The sequence below is a fragment of the Pantoea sp. YR525 genome, from assembly GCF_900116775.1.
Taxonomy (GTDB): domain Bacteria; phylum Pseudomonadota; class Gammaproteobacteria; order Enterobacterales; family Enterobacteriaceae; genus Pantoea; species Pantoea symbiotica.
Window position 1 is genome coordinate 170,459 of the sequence record NZ_FPBU01000005.1, and the last position, 16,115, is coordinate 186,573.

Consider the following 16,115-nt stretch of genomic DNA (forward strand, 5'->3'; position numbering starts at 1 on the left):
CTAAAATAAATCCGGCCAACGATCCGGAAGCTAATCAGACAGGATAACAACATGTTCAACTGGACTGCGACCCAGCGCAACGTGGCTTTTGCCAGTTTCGCGAGCTGGACGCTGGATGCGTTCGACTTCTTTATCTTAGTGTTTGTCCTCAGCGATCTTGCCCAGTATTTCCATACCAGCGTCTCCGATGTATCCCTCGCCATCATGCTCACGCTCGCCGTGCGACCGATCGGCGCGCTGCTGTTTGGTCGGCTGGCGGAGAAGTATGGCCGCCGACCGATTCTGATGCTCAATATCGTGATGTTCTCGGCGTTTGAACTGCTTTCGGCGTGGTCGCCCACCTTCACGGCGTTCCTTGGTTTCCGCGTGATTTACGGCGTGGCGATGGGCGGCATTTGGGGCGTGGCGTCGTCGCTGGCGCTGGAAACCATTCCGGATCGCTCGCGCGGCTTGATGTCCGGCATCTTCCAGGCCGGCTATCCGTGCGGCTATCTGCTGGCGTCGGTGATTTTTGGTTTGTTCTTCGAAACGGTCGGCTGGCGCGGCATGTTCCTGATCGGCGCGTTGCCGATTCTGCTTCTGCCGTTTATCTACTTTAAAGTGCCGGAATCGCCGGTGTGGCTGGCGGCGCGCGAGCGTAAAGAGAGTAATGCGCTGCTGCCGATTATTCGGCAGCACTGGAAAATCTGTATCTATATGGTGCTGCTGATGGCCTGCTTTAACTTCTTTAGCCACGGTACGCAGGATCTCTATCCCACCTTCCTGAAAGTGCAGCATCAGTTTGATCCGCACACCGTCAGCATTATTGCTATTAGCTACAACATCGCGGCGATGCTGGGCGGCATCACCTTTGGCGCACTCTCCGAACGCATTGGCCGTAAGCGCGCGATTATTCTGGCGTCGTTCCTCGCGCTGCCGGTGCTGCCGCTGTGGGCCTTCTCCAGCGGTTCATGGATGATTGGGATCGGCGCGTTTCTGATGCAGTTTATGGTGCAGGGCGCGTGGGGTGTGGTGCCGACCTATCTCACCGAACTGGTGCCCGCCAACGCGCGTGCGGTGCTGCCGGGCTTTGTTTATCAGCTGGGGAATTTGATTGCATCAGTGAATGCGACAGTGCAGTCGCGTATTGCCGAGGCGCACGGCGGCAATTATGGTTTGGGGATGGCGATTGTCGCCGGAACGGTGGCGGTGCTGATTTGCGTGTTAGTGGCGTTTGGTCGGGAGACGCGCGGCATCGAAATCTCCGGTGCTGCCGCGCGCGAGTCGCGTTAAAGCGCCTCGCAGACGTCAACCCATTTCGCCGCAGTGAGTTCTGCCATGCGCTGCGGCGAAATGCGTACCGCGCTATGAATCGATCCTGCTGCTGGCAGCACTTCGTCAAAGCTACGCAGCGACACATCGCAATAGACGGTCAGCGGATTTTCCAGCCCGAACGGACAAACGCCGCCGACTGGATGTCCGGTCCAGTTCACCACTTCATCCACGCTTAACATGCGCGCCTTGGCGCCGAGCGCGGCTTTCAGCTTGCGGTTGTCGAGACGCGCATCGCCGCGCGTGACGATCAGCACGATGGCATCCTTCACTTTCAGCGACAGGGTTTTGGCGATTTGCCCAGGCTGAACGCCATGAACGCGTGCGGCCAGCTCAACGGTGGCGGTGCTTTCCGGCATCTCGATGATGTCGATATCCGGTGCATGTTCGGCAAAGAAGTGCCGTACCGACTCCAGGCTCATTGTTATCTCCGGTAAAAACAGAGCCAAAAAAATGCCATAAGCCTGGAAAAGTGTAAACGGGAGAAAAGGAGAATCTGTAACAGAATGCGCGGGTGCTACACCGCTTTTAACGTGCAGTTACCACAACGTTCTACGTCGGGGATGCGATAGCGCTGGCAGCAGCTGCGTCGCTCCATTTCGCCATTGCGCGGGATCATGGTGCGATACAGCGGGTTATCGCTGCCATCGAGCAGTGACTGAGTGAAAAATAGCGCCTGCTCTAACTGCAAAATCGTCTCTTCCGGCAGCTGGTTTTTCAGCTCACCGAGGAACCAGTAAAACGAAAAGCCCATGTTGTTCCAGATGAGCTTCGCATTGATATCACCGTGCTGCGTCATGCCGTTCACTGCCGGAATCAGGCATTGCTGAATCAGGCGATCGATACGCTGCTGGGCATTGAGGTAGCGCGCATCGTCATCTTCCTGCACATCCAGCCAGAAAGCGCACGGATGACCGTTTTCGTGGAACTCAACGTGAATCAGATGTGGCGAGCAATTCAGCGCGCGCGGTTCCTGCAATAACGCCATCATCAGCGGTGGCAGCAGCAGACCAAAATACCATTGCGCCCACAGTGACTGCAGCGGCTTAGCTTCCTGCTGCACATCGGGATGATCGCGATAGAGATAATCGCTGTAGCGCTGCGTCAGGCGGTGATAGTGAAGCGGATTGGACCACTCGGCCAGCGTTAACGTCCCGGCGGGTGCCGGTTGGCCGAGCTTGAGGTTGTCCAGCATGTAGCTGCGTTGTTCGCGCATCAGATCTTCCAGCGCGCTCGCTAAACTGCGATCGCTCTGCATAAAGATCAGCGGATGCTCGCTAAAGCGATGATCCTGACGCGTGATGATAGCCATGCCGGTCCTGAGTGATAACGGGAATCGAGAGACAAATGATAATCGTTCCCGTCGTTTTGAACAACATTTCTGCACATGTGGCAAAGCTTGGCGAGGTAAGCGTAGGGTCGTCATTCATGGCGACCAGCAAAACCTTACGCCAGGTTGTCACTCGCCTGCGTCAATTTCGGCAAATCTTCCCACGCTAAAATGGTGTTACGTCCCTGATTTTTCGCCACATACAGCGCGCGGTCGGCATTGGCCACCGCCTGGTCAAAATCTTCGTCGAAGATGGGCGCGATCCCCGCGCTGATGGTGACGTGCGTCGACACTTTCTCATTGAAGCGATGCGGAATTTCCAAATCCACCACGTACTGACGAATGCGCTCCGCCAGTTTCATTGCAATCGAGGCATTCACGTTGGTCATCAGCACCAGAAACTCTTCGCCGCCGTAGCGCGTGACCACATCGCGCGAACGTACCGCGTCGCGGATCGCTACGGACACGCGCGCCAGCGCCTGATCGCCCATCGCATGGCCGTAATTGTCGTTGTAGGCTTTGAAGTGGTCGATATCCAGCAGTAGCACAAAGTGGCTGCCGGCGTGGTTTTCCATAATGGTATCAAGCCGATTCTTCAATCCACGGCGGTTGTACAAGCCGGTAAGCGGATCGAGCATGCTTAAATCGCTGAAGCTCTCTTTTTCCTCATACAGCTGGCTCACCAGCCGACGGGTAAAGGTATCAAAGCGACGACGCATTAAATGGTGCAGTGAAAAGCCGATTAACGGCAGTGTAATAGTGAATAAGATCATCATTAAATGCTGACCATCATCCAATAACAGCACGGTTAATACCGGCGGCGTGATGTGTAAACAAAATGCGATCAAATAATCACTCAGCGCAATTGCACTGATAAAGAAAACGCTTAACAGGCTGATAATTAAAAAGCTGCCATCAAAATAGTAAACCAGATGATATCTGTGGTTAATATGCCACGCCCACAGCGCACCCAATATAAAAGCGACAGGATTTAATAGCGGTAATTTTTGTTTTGACGCCATTAAACAAATAACCAGCAGCGTGGAACTGAAGCCCGCCACAACGGCAACCGGCAGCGAGCGGATTGGGCTGTCGCTGCCTAAAATCGGCAGCAGGCAAAAAAGCGAAACGGCGACATTAAGAAACAGAAATAGCATCAGCGACAGCCGATATTTACTCTGTTTCAACTCATCATAAGATTGTAATTTCATTATTATTCTCGTGACAGCCCTGATATATCAAAGCGCTACCCGTAAGTAATAGTTTACCTACCCGGATAGAGAGCACGTTATTGTTGTGTTAGCGATATTGTTATCGGCGGCAATTTAGCATTTTCCAGTAATTCTGTCATCCGGCATGGCTTGCGACAAAAAATTCGCTGCAAGATGAGAAGTATTGTCATATGATAATGCGAATATTTATCATCTGAGGGTTGCGCAATGATCATGGCGATAATGGCCGCCTGCGGACTTTGGGGCGTGAGCTGGATAATGGGTAAACGTCTGGATAGCGGCTGGGGCGTGTTATTACCCTGCGCGGCTATGCCGGTTTTTGCGTTATGGGAACCGAGTTTCAGCCAATGGCGGGTGGTGATGATTGTGGCGCTGCTGCTGACCGTGGTGATGCTGTTTCATCATCGTCTGCGGCACTATTTATTGCTGCCGTCTTGTCTGGCATTGGCGGGCGGATTAGCGGCGGTGTCGGTCAATTTCCACGTCATCTGAGCAAATCGCAGAAACGACAACATCACGCTGATAGCGTGAAGTTCGTTGAAAATCTTTTTGGGAATTTACTGCTCGAAAGGAGTGACAACTGTTGGTGCGAAGGGAGGGACTTGAACCCTCACGTCCGTAAGAACACTAACACCTGAAGCTAGCGCGTCTACCAATTCCGCCACCATCGCATCTTAGTTGTCTGTTTATATCGTCGCATTGGTGCGAAGGGAGGGACTTGAACCCTCACGTCCGTAAGAACACTAACACCTGAAGCTAGCGCGTCTACCAATTCCGCCACCATCGCTCAGTGCGCAGATATAAACTGTGTGATTTTAGTTTGGTGCGAAGGGAGGGACTTGAACCCTCACGTCCGTAAGAACACTAACACCTGAAGCTAGCGCGTCTACCAATTCCGCCACCATCGCAAACTAACAACACCCTAAAGTATTGCTAACCACGGAGGCGCATTTTAGAGATTTTACTCATTGCGTCAACACATATTTCGCGACGGCAAAACGATCGCTGTAAAAAGCAACGTTTCTGCCGCCGCGCTTGAATTAACGCGTTTTGGCACCGCGACCATATACGGCGCGATAGACTTTGAAACGTCCGGTTTGCGCCAGCACTTCGTGGTTGCCGAAGGTTTCATCCAGAATTTGCGGATACGGCAGGAAGGCGTTAGCCACGATACGCAGTTCGCCGCCGCTGTTCAGATGCTTAAGCGCACCGCGAATCAGCGTGTTGGCCGCTTCAAGGCTGGTTTGCAGGCCATCGTGGAACGGCGGGTTGGAGATGATCATGTCAAAACGGCCGGTAACGTCAGAGAACACGTTACTGGCAAACACTTCACCTTCCAGTTCGTTGGCGGCCAGCGTGGCTTTACTCGCTTCAATCGCAGCAGCATGCACATCACACAGCCACAAACGTACGCGCGGCGACACTTTCGCCATTACGGTCGCCAGCACGCCGCTGCCACAACCGATATCCAACACTTTGCCACGGAAGTGCGGCGTCAGCGTGGAGAGCAGCAGATCGCTGCCGATATCCAGACCATCGCGGCTGAACACGCCCGGCAAGGTATGGATTGTGAGATCCTCGAGCTGATAGGTATTGCCGTAGCTGCTGGCATCAAAGGTCGGCTGCTTATCAAGACGACCATGATACAGGCCGCAACGACGCGCGCTGTCGACTTTCTCCAGCGTCGCCCACTCTTCCAGCATGCCTTCGGCGCTGCGTACGCCGCTGCGGTTTTCACCCACCACGAAGATATCGCAGCCTACCGGCAGCAGAGAAAGCAGGTTTTGCAGCTGGTACTGCGCTTCGGGTTTGTTCTTCGACCAGTAATAAACCAGCGTATCGCAGCCTTCAACATCGGCAGCGGTTGCAACCATGCTGTAAACCGCACGTTCACCAAGGCGATGGCTAAGGTTCTGCCAGTGATGATATTGCTGGGTATGCACGCGGCTCGACGCGGTTTCTAGCTGGGCGGGCAGGTCATCCTGCAGGTCGCCAGCAAACAACACGTGGCGGGCGGTAAATTCATCACTGTGGCGCAGAATCACTTCGCTGGCCGGGGTAAAAGCAGACATGGAGCACTCCTGTTAAATCAGAGCGACGATTATATACACGTCATACTTCAAGTTACAGGTGCGTTGGCTGCTCTCGCTCACCCGAATCACTTACCTGAAGTAAGCTCATCGGGCCTCACTCGTTTGCCGCGTTATTCGGCCGAAGGCCTCACCCCTTCGGGGCCAGCGCTAGCGCTGTTCAAAAACGCTTGGCGTTTTTGTCCTGAAACTCGAATTATTTTGTGTATGGTGCTTTGTTGGCGCATGTTCGATGGGTTTGCTAGCATAGCGTCGCATTCTGGCAGCATAACGGGTAATAGCATGAGCACAAGGCGCGACTGGCTTCTACAGCAAATGGGGATTACGCAGTACCAGCTGCGGCGTCCGCGCGTGCTGCAAGGGGAAATTGCCGTCACGCTTTTGCCCGACACACGTTTGGTTTTGGTGGCTGAACAGGCACCAACGCTACAAGAACCGCTGATTCGCGACGTGCTGCGCGCGCTGAACCTTCAACCCGCGCAGGTGATGGCGTTAACTCCAGATCAGCTGCAAATGCTGCCGGAGCAGGTCGACTGTGCTGGCTGGCTGCTGGGCGTCGAAAGCGAACATCCCTTTAACGGCATTACCTTTAACACCGCCGTTTTCAATGAACTGATCAGCAGCGGCGCCGCAAAACGCGCCCTGTGGCAACAGATGTGTAACCATGACAGCCATCTCTTTAGTCACCCCTGAAGACCAGCCGCAGCTGCTGGCGATTGAGCGCCGCGCGCATGCCTTTCCGTGGAGCGAGCAGACGTTTAGCAGCAATCAAGGCGAACGTTTTGTTAATTTCCGTATTGATGTTGAAGGTAAGCTGGCCGGATTCGCCATCACCCAAGTGGTGCTGGATGAAGCGTCGCTGTTCAACATTGCGGTGGATCCCGACTTCCAGCGTCGCGGCCTGGCGCGCCAGCTGTTGCAGCATCTGATTGCTGAGCTCGAACAGCGCGACGTCATGACGCTATGGCTGGAAGTGCGCGCCTCAAATACGCCAGCGATTGCGTTGTATGAGCAGCTGGATTTCCATCAGGTGAGCGTACGTCCCAACTATTATCCCACTGCCAGCGGACGAGAAGATGCCATCATTATGGCGCTAACCCTTTAAGGAGCACCATGCTAAACGATTGGGACTGCATCCTGTTTGATGCAGACGACACGCTTTTCCATTTCGATGCTTACGCCGGTTTGCAGCGCATGTTTGCCCGCTATGACGTGCAATTTTCCGCGCAGGATTACACCGATTATCAGGCGATCAATAAACCGCTATGGGTCGATTACCAGAACGGCACCATTTCCGCGCTGCAACTGCAAACGCGCCGCTTCACCTTGTGGGGCGAAAAGCTCAGCGTCGCGCCGGAAGTGCTCAACAGCGATTTCCTCAGCGCGATGGCCGATATCTGCCTGCCGCTCGAGGGCGCAGCGCATCTGCTGGAGACGCTGAAAGGCAAGGTGAAGCTCGCCATCATCACCAACGGTTTCACCGCGTTACAGCAGGCGCGCCTTGAGCGCACGGGTTTCCGCGATGTGTTTGATGCGCTGGTGATTTCTGAAGAAGTTGGCGTACCGAAACCTGACGTGGCGATCTTTGACCATACGCTTGCGTTGCTGGGCAACCCGGATCGTAGCCGCGTGCTGATGGTCGGCGATACGCCGGAATCGGACATTCTCGGCGGCATGAATGCCGGCCTGAAGACTTGCTGGATCGATCATGGCACGCGTCCGTTACCGGATCACATCACGCCAACCTGGCAGGTTAAGACGCTGGCCGAGCTGGAAGCGATTCTGACCAAAGGTTAAAAGTATCTATTCACCGTTACCATCGTGATGATGCTAAGAAGCCCGCTGTGCGGGCTTTTTTGTGCAAAAAATCTATTCAAGTATCTATTCACGAATCTATTCATGAAGGTGCTGAGGAGGTAAAGCGGAGATATCGTTAACGCTCTTTTTCTGTCTCTGATATTGCCGTCTGCGCCTCTTCTTCCTCTTTCTCTTTATCTTCTTTCACCGTGCGGCTCGCCGTCAGCAGGAAGGGCGATTGCTGCCAGCGGGTGCGGCGGTCACGCAGCAGGGTACGCGTCAGAATAATGCCGATGGCCAGCGCCAGTAACATCATCAGGCGCAGGATGTTGGTGGTGTTATCCACCTGACGTGATTCCGTCACCAACACGTGGGTATCCAGCGTGACGCGCAGGAAGCCTTGCGGGCCATCTTTGCCTTCCAGCGGCTGCACAATTTGATGGTTGAAGTAGCTGCCGGCGCGTTTGCCATCCAGCGACAGGCGATCGCGCACATTAATGCTTTCACCGCTGTGCGCCACCAGGCTGCCATCATCGGCGTAAACGGAGGCATCAAGAATGCGGCTATTATCGGTCATCTGATTGAGGATCGCGGCAATCTGCGTGCGGTTATCGTCGCTGTTATCCATCAACGGTTTAAGGCTAAACGCCACCTGTTTAGTCAGCGTGCGCGCCAGTTCTTCCACTTGTTCAGAGCGTGCCATTTGATGGCCGAGGCTAAACCAGGATGCACCTTGCATCAGAACCACTAACAGAGCCAGCGAGATAAGAACAATCACCGTGCGATGCAGGCGAAATTTCAGTGCGGTTTTAACCATCAGAAACCCGTGTGATGTAACAGCAGAAAGGCTGGCAATTATGTTGCCAGAACCCGCGCAGACAAGGTAGCCTCTTGCGTGGTTTTGTTGTCCCTACAGGAGCTGTAATGCCAAATCGTCTTACCTGGTGCGATCTGCCCGCCGATGTTTCACTTTGGCCGGGTTTACCCCTTTCCCTCAGCGGTGATGAAGTGATGCCGCTGGATTACCGTGCCGGTCGGACTGGCTGGTTGCTGTATGGGCGCGGGCTCGATAAACAAAAACTCACCGATTATCAGCATAAGCTGGGTGCGGCGATGGTGATCGTCAGCGCCTGGAATGTCGATGAGTATCAGGTGATACGTCTGGCAGGCTCGCTGACGCCGCGCGCCAGCAAACTGGCGCATGAAGCCGGTTTTGATGTGGCGCCGCTCGGCAAAATCCCGCATCTGAAAACACCTGGCTTGCTGGTGATGGACATGGATTCCACCGCGATCCAGATTGAGTGCATCGATGAGATCGCCAAACTTGCGGGCTGCGGCGAGCAGGTGGCGGAAGTCACCGAACGCGCCATGCGCGGCGAGCTGGATTTCAAAGCCAGCCTGCGCGAACGCGTCGGCACCTTGGCGGGCGCCGATGCCAATATCCTGATGCAGGTGCGCGATGCGCTGCCGCTGATGCCAGGCTTAACCACGCTGGTGCAGAAACTGCAGGCGCTGGGCTGGCAGGTGGCGATCGCTTCGGGTGGCTTCACCTTCTACGCCGACTATTTGCGCCAGACGCTACATTTAGCTGCGGCGGTAGCCAACGAGCTGGAAATTCGCGACGGCAAGCTGACCGGCCAGGTGCTGGGACAGATTGTCGATGCCCAATTTAAAGCCGATACCCTGAACGATCTGGCCCAGCGCTTTAATATTGCCCCGGAACAGACCGTGGCGATTGGCGATGGAGCCAACGATCTGCCGATGATTAAAACGGCGGCGCTGGGTATCGCCTATCATGCTAAACCTAAAGTGAATGAGCAGACGGAAATCATCATCCGCCATGCTGACCTGATGGGCTTGTTCTGCATCCTGACCGGCAGCCTGATTCACGAAGAGCGTTAACTGAGGATTTGATTTGGCCAAAGCGGCAAAACGCGCCTTCGTTTGTAACGAATGCGGCGCTGATTATCCGCGCTGGCAGGGGCAATGCAGCGCCTGCCATGCGTGGAACACCATCACCGAGGTGCGCATTGCCGCCTCGCCTGCGGCGGCGCGTAACGAGCGTCTGAGTGGTTATGCCGGCGGTAACGCGGGCGTTAGCCGCGTGCAGAAGCTGTCGGAGATCAGCCTCGAAGCCCTGCCGCGTTTCTCTACCAGTTTCAAAGAGTTCGACCGCGTACTGGGCGGCGGCGTGGTGCCGGGCAGCGCCATCTTGATTGGTGGTAATCCGGGCGCCGGTAAATCGACGCTGCTGCTACAGGTGATGTGCAAGCTGGCGGAAGGGATGAAAACCCTGTACGTCACCGGCGAAGAATCACTGCAACAGGTGGCGATGCGCGCCCATCGTCTGGGATTACCCACCGAAAACCTCAACATGTTGTCGGAAACCAGCATCGAGCAGATCTGCCTGATCGCCGAGCAGGAGCAGCCGAAACTGATGGTAATCGACTCGATCCAGGTGATGCACATGGCGGAGATCCAATCCTCGCCGGGCAGCGTGGCGCAGGTGCGTGAAACGGCGGCGTACCTGACGCGCTTTGCCAAAACGCGCGGCGTGGCGATCATTATGGTCGGTCACGTCACCAAAGACGGTTCGCTGGCCGGCCCGAAAGTGCTGGAACACTGTATTGACTGTTCGGTGATGCTTGATGGCGATGCCGATTCCCGTTTCCGTACCTTGCGCAGCCATAAAAACCGCTTTGGCGCGGTGAATGAGCTCGGCGTGTTTGCTATGACCGAACAAGGCATGCGCGAAGTCAGCAATCCTTCAGCCATCTTCCTGTCGCGCGGTGATGAGATCACCTCGGGCAGTTCGGTGATGGTGCTGTGGGAAGGCACGCGTCCGCTGCTGGTCGAGATTCAGGCGCTGGTGGACCATTCGATGATGGGCAATCCACGCCGCGTCGCGGTGGGGCTGGAGCAGAATCGCCTGGCGATCCTGTTAGCGGTGCTGCATCGCCACGGCGGCTTGCAGATGGCGGATCAGGATGTGTTTGTTAACGTGGTCGGCGGCGTAAAAGTCACCGAAACCAGCGTCGATTTGGCGCTGCTGATGGCGATGGTATCGAGCTTCCGCGATCGTCCGCTGCCGCAGGATCTGGTTATCTTTGGCGAAGTGGGCCTTGCCGGCGAAATTCGCCCGGTGCCAAGCGGTCAGGAGCGGATTTCCGAAGCGGCGAAGCACGGCTTCAAGCGCGCCATCGTCCCGGCCGGTAATGCACCGAAGAAGCCGGTGGAAGGGATGAAGGTGTATAGCGCGAAGAAGTTGGCGGATGCGTTAGCGATTCTGGATGAGTTGTAAGTTTTACCGGTCGGCATGAATGCCGACCCTACATTTGTAGGGTGCGCATTTATGCGCACCGTCTTAAAGGCCGCACCGCCCTTTATTCCACGCAGGAGGCACGCAATGTCATCATTTGACTACCTGAAAACAGCCATTCGCCAGCAAGGCCACACGCTGCAGCAGGTTGCCGACGCCAGCGGAATGACCAAAGGCTATTTAAGCCAGCTGCTCAACGCCAAAATCAAAAGCCCGAGCGCGCAGAAGCTGGAAGCGCTGCACCGTTTTCTTGGCCTGGAATTTCCGCGCCGCGATAAAACCGTTGGCGTGGTGTTCGGGAAATTTTATCCGTTGCATACCGGCCATATCTATCTGATCCAGCGCGCTTGCAGCCAGGTCGATGAACTGCATATCATCATGGGCCACGACGATCCGCGCGATCGCGAACTGTTTGAAAACAGCGCCATGTCGCAGCAGCCGACCATTAGCGATCGATTACGCTGGCTGCTGCAAACCTTCAAATACCAGAAAAATATCCGCATCCATTCGTTCGATGAAGAGGGAATCGAACCTTATCCGCACGGCTGGGATGTGTGGAGTGGCGGCGTTAAAACCTTTCTGGCTGAGCAGGGCATCGAGCCGAATTGTGTCTATACCAGTGAAGAACCCGACGCCGCCATGTATGAGCAACACCTTGGCATTCCGGCGGTGGTGATCGATCCCAATCGATCCTTTATGAATATCAGCGGCGGCCAGATTCGTCAGGATCCGTTCCGTTACTGGGAATACATTCCAACCGAAGTGAAGCCGTTCTTCGTGCGCACCGTGGCGGTGCTGGGCGGCGAGTCGAGTGGCAAATCAACGCTGGTGAACAAGCTGGCGAATATCTTCAATACCACCAGCGCATGGGAATATGGCCGCGATTATGTTTTCTCTCACCTCGGTGGCGACGAGATGGCGCTGCAGTATTCCGATTACGACAAAATCGCGCTGGGCCAGGCGCAGTACATCGACTTCGCCGTGAAGTACGCCAGTAAAGTTGCCTTTATCGATACCGATTTCATCACCACGCAGGCGTTTTGCCTCAAGTACGAAGGACGCGAGCACCCGTTTGTGCAGGCGTTAATTGATGAGTACCGTTTCGACCTGGTAATTTTGCTGGAAAATAACGTGCCCTGGGTGGCGGATGGACTGCGCAGCCTCGGCAGCTCCATGGATCGCCGCGAGTTCCAGACCATGCTGATCACCATGCTGCGTGAAAACAATATCGAGTTTGTTCACGTCAAAGAAGATGACTACGACACGCGCTTCCTGCGCTGCGTCGAGTTAGTGAAGCAGATGTTGGGCAGTTAAAACACACACTCAGGCGGTGTCAAAGCCGCCTGAATCAAGTCTCTGGCAAAACAAACACATGCTGTAAGAAAAGCGCATTTAGCGCTTCCGGCCCGATCTCATACGCCAAAATATTGGCTTTTAGCCAATCCTCAATCCGCAATTCAGACCAATCAATACGAAAACCGGCATGCAATGCTATGTGTTCAAACAGGATGCGCAGCGTTCTGCCATTACCTTCGCGAAAGGGATGCAGAATGTTGAGTTCACCGTAATACCATGCCATTCGCTGGCAAAACTCGGGATGATCAAGGCCGCTTAGCCAGCTCTCGTTCTCCATTTTACGGAATAGTTGTTCAGCTTCGCGTCGAATAAACATGGGCTGACAGAAGCGGGTATTGCCTTTGCTAATAGCAATATCGCGAATGTCGCCGGCCCAAGAATATAATTCGGCAAATAACGTGTGGTGAATGGTGCTCAAAGTATTTAACGAAAAAGGAGGTTGAAACAGGTTGATATGACTAATAGTGAGGGCAGTGACGCTGCGTTCGGCCGCTTCGAGTTGCTCGCTATCACGAATGTTATAGCGGTTAATCAGCACTGAAGAATCGGGATAGCAATAGTGATCGCGCCAGGAAGAGTAGCGATCCATGGTGTCTAGCTCCGCTGAAAATGCTTACGCACTTGCGCCAGCGAAGTAAACGCAGGTTCTTTTGGGATCTCAATGCCTTCCAATGAAGAACTGGCAATAAAATTGGCGTGCTTAGTTTGCTCGTAAATCATCTCTTCACGCTTCATGGAGCGAATTTTTTGATCTTTTCTCATTGCGCACCTCTTGGTGAGTAAAAGGTGCCATTGCTGGCACCTTTGAAACAATTACTTCGTCATACGCTTGTACTTGATACGCTTCGGCTCGAGCGCGTCGGCGCCGAGGGTGCGTTTCTTGTACTCTTCGTACTCGGTAAAGTTGCCTTCGAAGAACTCCACCTTGCCTTCATCCTGATAATCGATGATGTGGGTGGCGATACGGTCAAGGAACCAACGGTCATGCGAGATCACCATGGCACAGCCAGGGAATTCCAGCAGGGCGTTTTCCAGCGCGCGCAGGGTTTCGATGTCGAGGTCGTTGGTTGGTTCATCGAGCAGCAACAGGTTGCCGCCGACTTGCAGCAGCTTGGCGAGGTGCAGACGACCGCGCTCACCACCTGACAATTCACCAACGCGTTTGCCCTGATCGGTGCCTTTGAAGTTGAAGCGACCGACGTAAGCACGGCTTGGCATCTCGGTGTTGCCCACGCGCATAATGTCCTGACCGCCAGACACTTCTTCAAACACGGTTTTGGAGTTGTCCATCGCGTCACGGAACTGATCAACCGATGCCAGCTTGACGGTTTCGCCCAGCTCGATGGTGCCGGAATCCGGTTGCTCCTGACCTGACATCATGCGGAACAGCGTTGATTTACCCGCGCCGTTCGGACCGATGATGCCGACAATCGCGCCTTTTGGTACCGAGAAAGTGAGATCGTCGATCAGCACGCGATCGCCATACGATTTCTTCAGATTGGTCACTTCCAGCACTTTGTCGCCAAGGCGTGCGCCAGGTGGAATGAAGAGTTCGTTGGTTTCGTTACGCTTCTGGTAATCGGTGTTGTTCAGCTCTTCAAAGCGTGCCAGACGGGCTTTGCCCTTGGACTGACGGCCTTTCGCGCCTTGACGCACCCACTCCAGCTCTTTCTCGATAGATTTGCGACGCGCCGCTTCAGAAGACGCTTCCTGCGCGAGACGCTGATCTTTCTGCTCCAGCCAGGAAGAGTAGTTACCTTCCCACGGAATACCTTCGCCGCGGTCCAGTTCCAGAATCCAGCCAGCCACGTTATCCAGGAAGTAACGGTCGTGCGTGATCGCTACAACGGTGCCTTCGAAGTCGTGCAGGAAGCGCTCGAGCCACGCCACGGATTCAGCATCCAGGTGGTTGGTCGGTTCGTCGAGCAGCAGCATGTCTGGCTTTTCCAGCAGCAGACGACACAGCGCCACGCGGCGGCGCTCACCACCGGAAAGGGTGGCGATTTTGGCATCCCAGTCTGGCAGACGCATGGCATCGGCCGCACGGTTCAGTTGGGTATCGAGGTTGTGACCATCATGCGCCTGGATCACTTCTTCCAGACGGCCCTGTTCAGCGGCCAGCTTGTCGAAATCCGCATCGGGATCGGCATACAGCGCATACACTTCGTCGAGACGCTTCAGCGCGCCAACCACTTCTGAAACCGCTTCTTCAACGGATTCACGCACGGTGTGCTCCGGGTTCAGCTGCGGTTCCTGCGGCAGATAACCCACATTGATGCCCGGCTGCGGGCGAGCTTCCCCTTCGATATCGGTATCGATACCGGCCATGATGCGCAGCAGCGTCGATTTACCCGAGCCGTTCAGGCCGAGTACACCGATTTTTGCTCCAGGGAAGAAGCTAAGAGAAATATTCTTCAGGATGTGACGCTTCGGCGGAACGACCTTGCCGACGCGATGCATGCTATAGACGAATTGAGCCACGTTGGATTGAGCCTTTTGGTCTGTGAGTTATGAACTTTAGGTACAGAAGTTTAGCTGTTTTCACCCTTTATTCATACCCGTCATACATCGGCTTGCCGCGGTCTTTATCGGTCACCATAAATGGCGACCCTACAACACATCTGCACGCTTTTGTAGGGTCGCCATTTATGGTGACCACATGCAATATCATCAACTTATGGCAAACGCAGCGGGATGTTTTGTTGTGCCAGCCAACTCTTCAGCGCCGGTTCGGGCGCGCTATCGCTGACCAGCAAATCAAAACGGCGCAGTTCAGCAATGCGTGCCGGCAGCACTTTGCCAAATTTACTGCTGTCTGCTACTAACACGCGCTGACGTGCGCGCAGCATCGCGTGGTGCTTCATCGCCAGCTCGTTGATGTTGTAGCAGGTTGCGCCCTGTTCCTGATCGATACCTGCAGCAGAAATAAACGCCAGCGTCGGGCAGAGATCGTCGAGGATCGAATGCGCGCCAATCGGCGTAAACAGCGCGTTGTCGGCGTGGAACTCGCCGCCGCTCAGGATCACGTTGCAGGCCGGTTTCTCTTTCAGCGCCAGGAAAGTGTTCATCGCGCAACAGATGGCGGTGAACGGCAAGGTGTCGGGGATCGCATCCACGATGTACGGCAGCGTAGTGCCGCAATCAAAAAATACCGTGTCATTTTCACTGATCAGATCCGCAGCAGCCTGCGCCAGGCGCTGTTTGCGTGCGGCGTTCTGACCGTGCTGATCGGAGATGAAATAGTGTCCAGCGTGGCTTTTCGGATCGCTAACGATATAGCCGCCCAGCAGCACCACGGTTGAAGCCGGTTCAGTGAGATCGCGGCGGATGGTCATTTCCGACACGCCCAGCAGCTGCGCTGCGTCTTTCAGGTGCAGTTTATCGGTGCGTTTCAGCGCCTGAGCCAACTTGTGAATACGTTCGTCGCGCCGGGTTTCCATGATCATCTCTGCGTAATTAATCCTGAAGTCGAAGTAGCCTGGTCAAAAATCACGATAAATCTCACATATTTTAATGATTTGCGACGTATCCAGCAGGCCAGTTTTCAATCTTACCTGTAATGAGATCGGCCCGCAAACCTCACGCAGTGCCGCCAATATTTTGCTCTCTAGCCGCTTCGCTCTCGTTCTCAATGTTGTTGCATTGTTAGAATAATAACATTCATTTCCATGAATGAATGG

General features: G+C 54.7%; 17 protein-coding genes and 3 tRNA genes. 8 read left to right on the forward strand and 12 right to left on the reverse strand.

Features of this window, described 5'->3' with window-relative positions; all coding sequences use genetic code 11:
* Nucleotides 1–51: 51 nt before the first annotated feature.
* Complete coding sequence (locus tag BM323_RS12005) at nucleotides 52–1,272, forward strand: MFS transporter (protein WP_008107723.1); 1,221 nt, start codon at nucleotides 52–54, stop codon at nucleotides 1,270–1,272.
* On the opposite strand, the gene BM323_RS12010 is transcribed toward BM323_RS12005, so the two are convergent.
* The 3 genes from BM323_RS12010 to BM323_RS12020 all read right to left on the reverse strand — a co-directional run bounded on the left by BM323_RS12010 (nucleotide 1,269) and on the right by BM323_RS12020 (nucleotide 3,852).
* Nucleotides 1,269–1,733: a YbaK/EbsC family protein gene (locus BM323_RS12010; RefSeq protein WP_008107722.1), complete on the reverse strand. Its 465-nt coding sequence runs from the start codon at nucleotides 1,731–1,733 to the stop codon at nucleotides 1,269–1,271. The two genes, BM323_RS12005 and BM323_RS12010, sit on opposite strands and share 4 nt — an antisense overlap.
* A 95-nt stretch (nucleotides 1,734–1,828) precedes the next feature.
* The gene (gene fhuF, locus BM323_RS12015; protein ID WP_091003760.1) at nucleotides 1,829–2,623 is read right to left on the reverse strand and encodes a siderophore-iron reductase FhuF; all 795 of its coding nucleotides are present in this window, start codon (nucleotides 2,621–2,623) and stop codon (nucleotides 1,829–1,831) included.
* Between the two features lie 134 nt (nucleotides 2,624–2,757).
* Nucleotides 2,758–3,852, reverse strand: coding sequence for a GGDEF domain-containing protein (locus tag BM323_RS12020; RefSeq protein WP_008107720.1), 1,095 nt, complete (start codon nucleotides 3,850–3,852; stop codon nucleotides 2,758–2,760).
* 228 nt (nucleotides 3,853–4,080) lie between these two features.
* On the opposite strand from BM323_RS12020, the gene BM323_RS12025 reads away from it, so the two are divergent.
* Nucleotides 4,081–4,365: a DUF1435 domain-containing protein gene (locus BM323_RS12025; protein WP_008107719.1), complete on the forward strand. Its 285-nt coding sequence runs from the start codon at nucleotides 4,081–4,083 to the stop codon at nucleotides 4,363–4,365.
* Between the two features lie 92 nt (nucleotides 4,366–4,457).
* On the opposite strand, the gene BM323_RS12030 is transcribed toward BM323_RS12025, so the two are convergent.
* The 4 genes from BM323_RS12030 to rsmC all read right to left on the reverse strand — a co-directional run bounded on the left by BM323_RS12030 (nucleotide 4,458) and on the right by rsmC (nucleotide 5,945).
* Nucleotides 4,458–4,544 (reverse strand) — tRNA-Leu (locus BM323_RS12030).
* A gap of 29 nt (nucleotides 4,545–4,573) precedes the next feature.
* Nucleotides 4,574–4,660 (reverse strand) — tRNA-Leu (locus tag BM323_RS12035).
* A gap of 34 nt (nucleotides 4,661–4,694) precedes the next feature.
* Nucleotides 4,695–4,781 (reverse strand) — tRNA-Leu (locus BM323_RS12040).
* A 132-nt stretch (nucleotides 4,782–4,913) separates the two neighbouring features.
* A complete protein-coding gene (gene rsmC, locus BM323_RS12045) occupies nucleotides 4,914–5,945 on the reverse strand; it encodes a 16S rRNA (guanine(1207)-N(2))-methyltransferase RsmC (RefSeq protein WP_008101784.1) in 1,032 nt (343 codons plus the stop codon).
* 300 nt (nucleotides 5,946–6,245) lie between these two features.
* Between rsmC and BM323_RS12050 the strand changes: the two genes are divergently transcribed.
* Genes BM323_RS12050 through yjjG form a run of 3 tightly spaced genes read left to right on the forward strand, consistent with a single transcriptional unit; the run spans nucleotide 6,246 to nucleotide 7,760 of the window.
* Nucleotides 6,246–6,656, forward strand: coding sequence for a DNA polymerase III subunit psi (locus tag BM323_RS12050; RefSeq protein WP_036647611.1), 411 nt, complete (start codon nucleotides 6,246–6,248; stop codon nucleotides 6,654–6,656).
* On the forward strand, nucleotides 6,628–7,068 hold the full coding sequence (gene rimI / locus BM323_RS12055; RefSeq protein WP_008101780.1) for a ribosomal protein S18-alanine N-acetyltransferase: 441 nt from the start codon (nucleotides 6,628–6,630) through the stop codon (nucleotides 7,066–7,068). The genes BM323_RS12050 and rimI overlap by 29 nt, the downstream gene beginning before the upstream one ends.
* 8 nt (nucleotides 7,069–7,076) lie before the next feature.
* On the forward strand, nucleotides 7,077–7,760 hold the full coding sequence (gene yjjG, locus BM323_RS12060) for a pyrimidine 5'-nucleotidase (protein WP_008101778.1): 684 nt from the start codon (nucleotides 7,077–7,079) through the stop codon (nucleotides 7,758–7,760).
* A gap of 136 nt (nucleotides 7,761–7,896) precedes the next feature.
* On the opposite strand, the gene BM323_RS12065 is transcribed toward yjjG, so the two are convergent.
* Nucleotides 7,897–8,577 carry a YtjB family periplasmic protein gene (locus tag BM323_RS12065; protein ID WP_008101775.1) on the reverse strand — a complete coding sequence of 227 codons (681 nt, stop codon included), beginning with the start codon at nucleotides 8,575–8,577 and terminating at the stop codon, nucleotides 7,897–7,899.
* A gap of 107 nt (nucleotides 8,578–8,684) precedes the next feature.
* On the opposite strand from BM323_RS12065, the gene serB reads away from it, so the two are divergent.
* The 3 genes from serB (at nucleotide 8,685) to nadR (ending at nucleotide 12,393) form a co-directional block, all read left to right on the forward strand.
* Nucleotides 8,685–9,662, forward strand: coding sequence for a phosphoserine phosphatase (serB, locus tag BM323_RS12070; protein ID WP_008101772.1), 978 nt, complete (start codon nucleotides 8,685–8,687; stop codon nucleotides 9,660–9,662).
* Between the two features lie 13 nt (nucleotides 9,663–9,675).
* Nucleotides 9,676–11,061 (forward strand): DNA repair protein RadA, encoded by a 1,386-nt coding sequence (gene radA / locus BM323_RS12075; RefSeq protein WP_007886867.1) that lies wholly within the window; start codon nucleotides 9,676–9,678, stop codon nucleotides 11,059–11,061.
* Between the two features lie 105 nt (nucleotides 11,062–11,166).
* Nucleotides 11,167–12,393: a multifunctional transcriptional regulator/nicotinamide-nucleotide adenylyltransferase/ribosylnicotinamide kinase NadR gene (nadR, locus tag BM323_RS12080; protein WP_008101769.1), complete on the forward strand. Its 1,227-nt coding sequence runs from the start codon at nucleotides 11,167–11,169 to the stop codon at nucleotides 12,391–12,393.
* A 34-nt stretch (nucleotides 12,394–12,427) separates the two neighbouring features.
* Here nadR and BM323_RS12085 read toward each other — a convergent pair whose 3' ends face one another.
* The 4 genes from BM323_RS12085 to deoR all read right to left on the reverse strand — a co-directional run bounded on the left by BM323_RS12085 (nucleotide 12,428) and on the right by deoR (nucleotide 15,875).
* Complete coding sequence (locus BM323_RS12085; protein WP_008101766.1) at nucleotides 12,428–13,024, reverse strand: putative adenosine monophosphate-protein transferase Fic; 597 nt, start codon at nucleotides 13,022–13,024, stop codon at nucleotides 12,428–12,430.
* A 5-nt stretch (nucleotides 13,025–13,029) separates the two neighbouring features.
* Nucleotides 13,030–13,197, reverse strand: a complete 168-nt coding sequence (locus tag BM323_RS12090; protein WP_008101765.1) for a YhfG family protein — start codon at nucleotides 13,195–13,197, stop codon at nucleotides 13,030–13,032.
* 51 nt (nucleotides 13,198–13,248) lie between these two features.
* The gene (gene ettA, locus BM323_RS12095) at nucleotides 13,249–14,916 is read right to left on the reverse strand and encodes an energy-dependent translational throttle protein EttA (protein ID WP_008101764.1); all 1,668 of its coding nucleotides are present in this window, start codon (nucleotides 14,914–14,916) and stop codon (nucleotides 13,249–13,251) included.
* A 194-nt stretch (nucleotides 14,917–15,110) separates the two neighbouring features.
* A complete protein-coding gene (deoR, locus tag BM323_RS12100) occupies nucleotides 15,111–15,875 on the reverse strand; it encodes a DNA-binding transcriptional repressor DeoR (RefSeq protein WP_008101762.1) in 765 nt (254 codons plus the stop codon).
* Nucleotides 15,876–16,115: the final 240 nt, after the last annotated feature.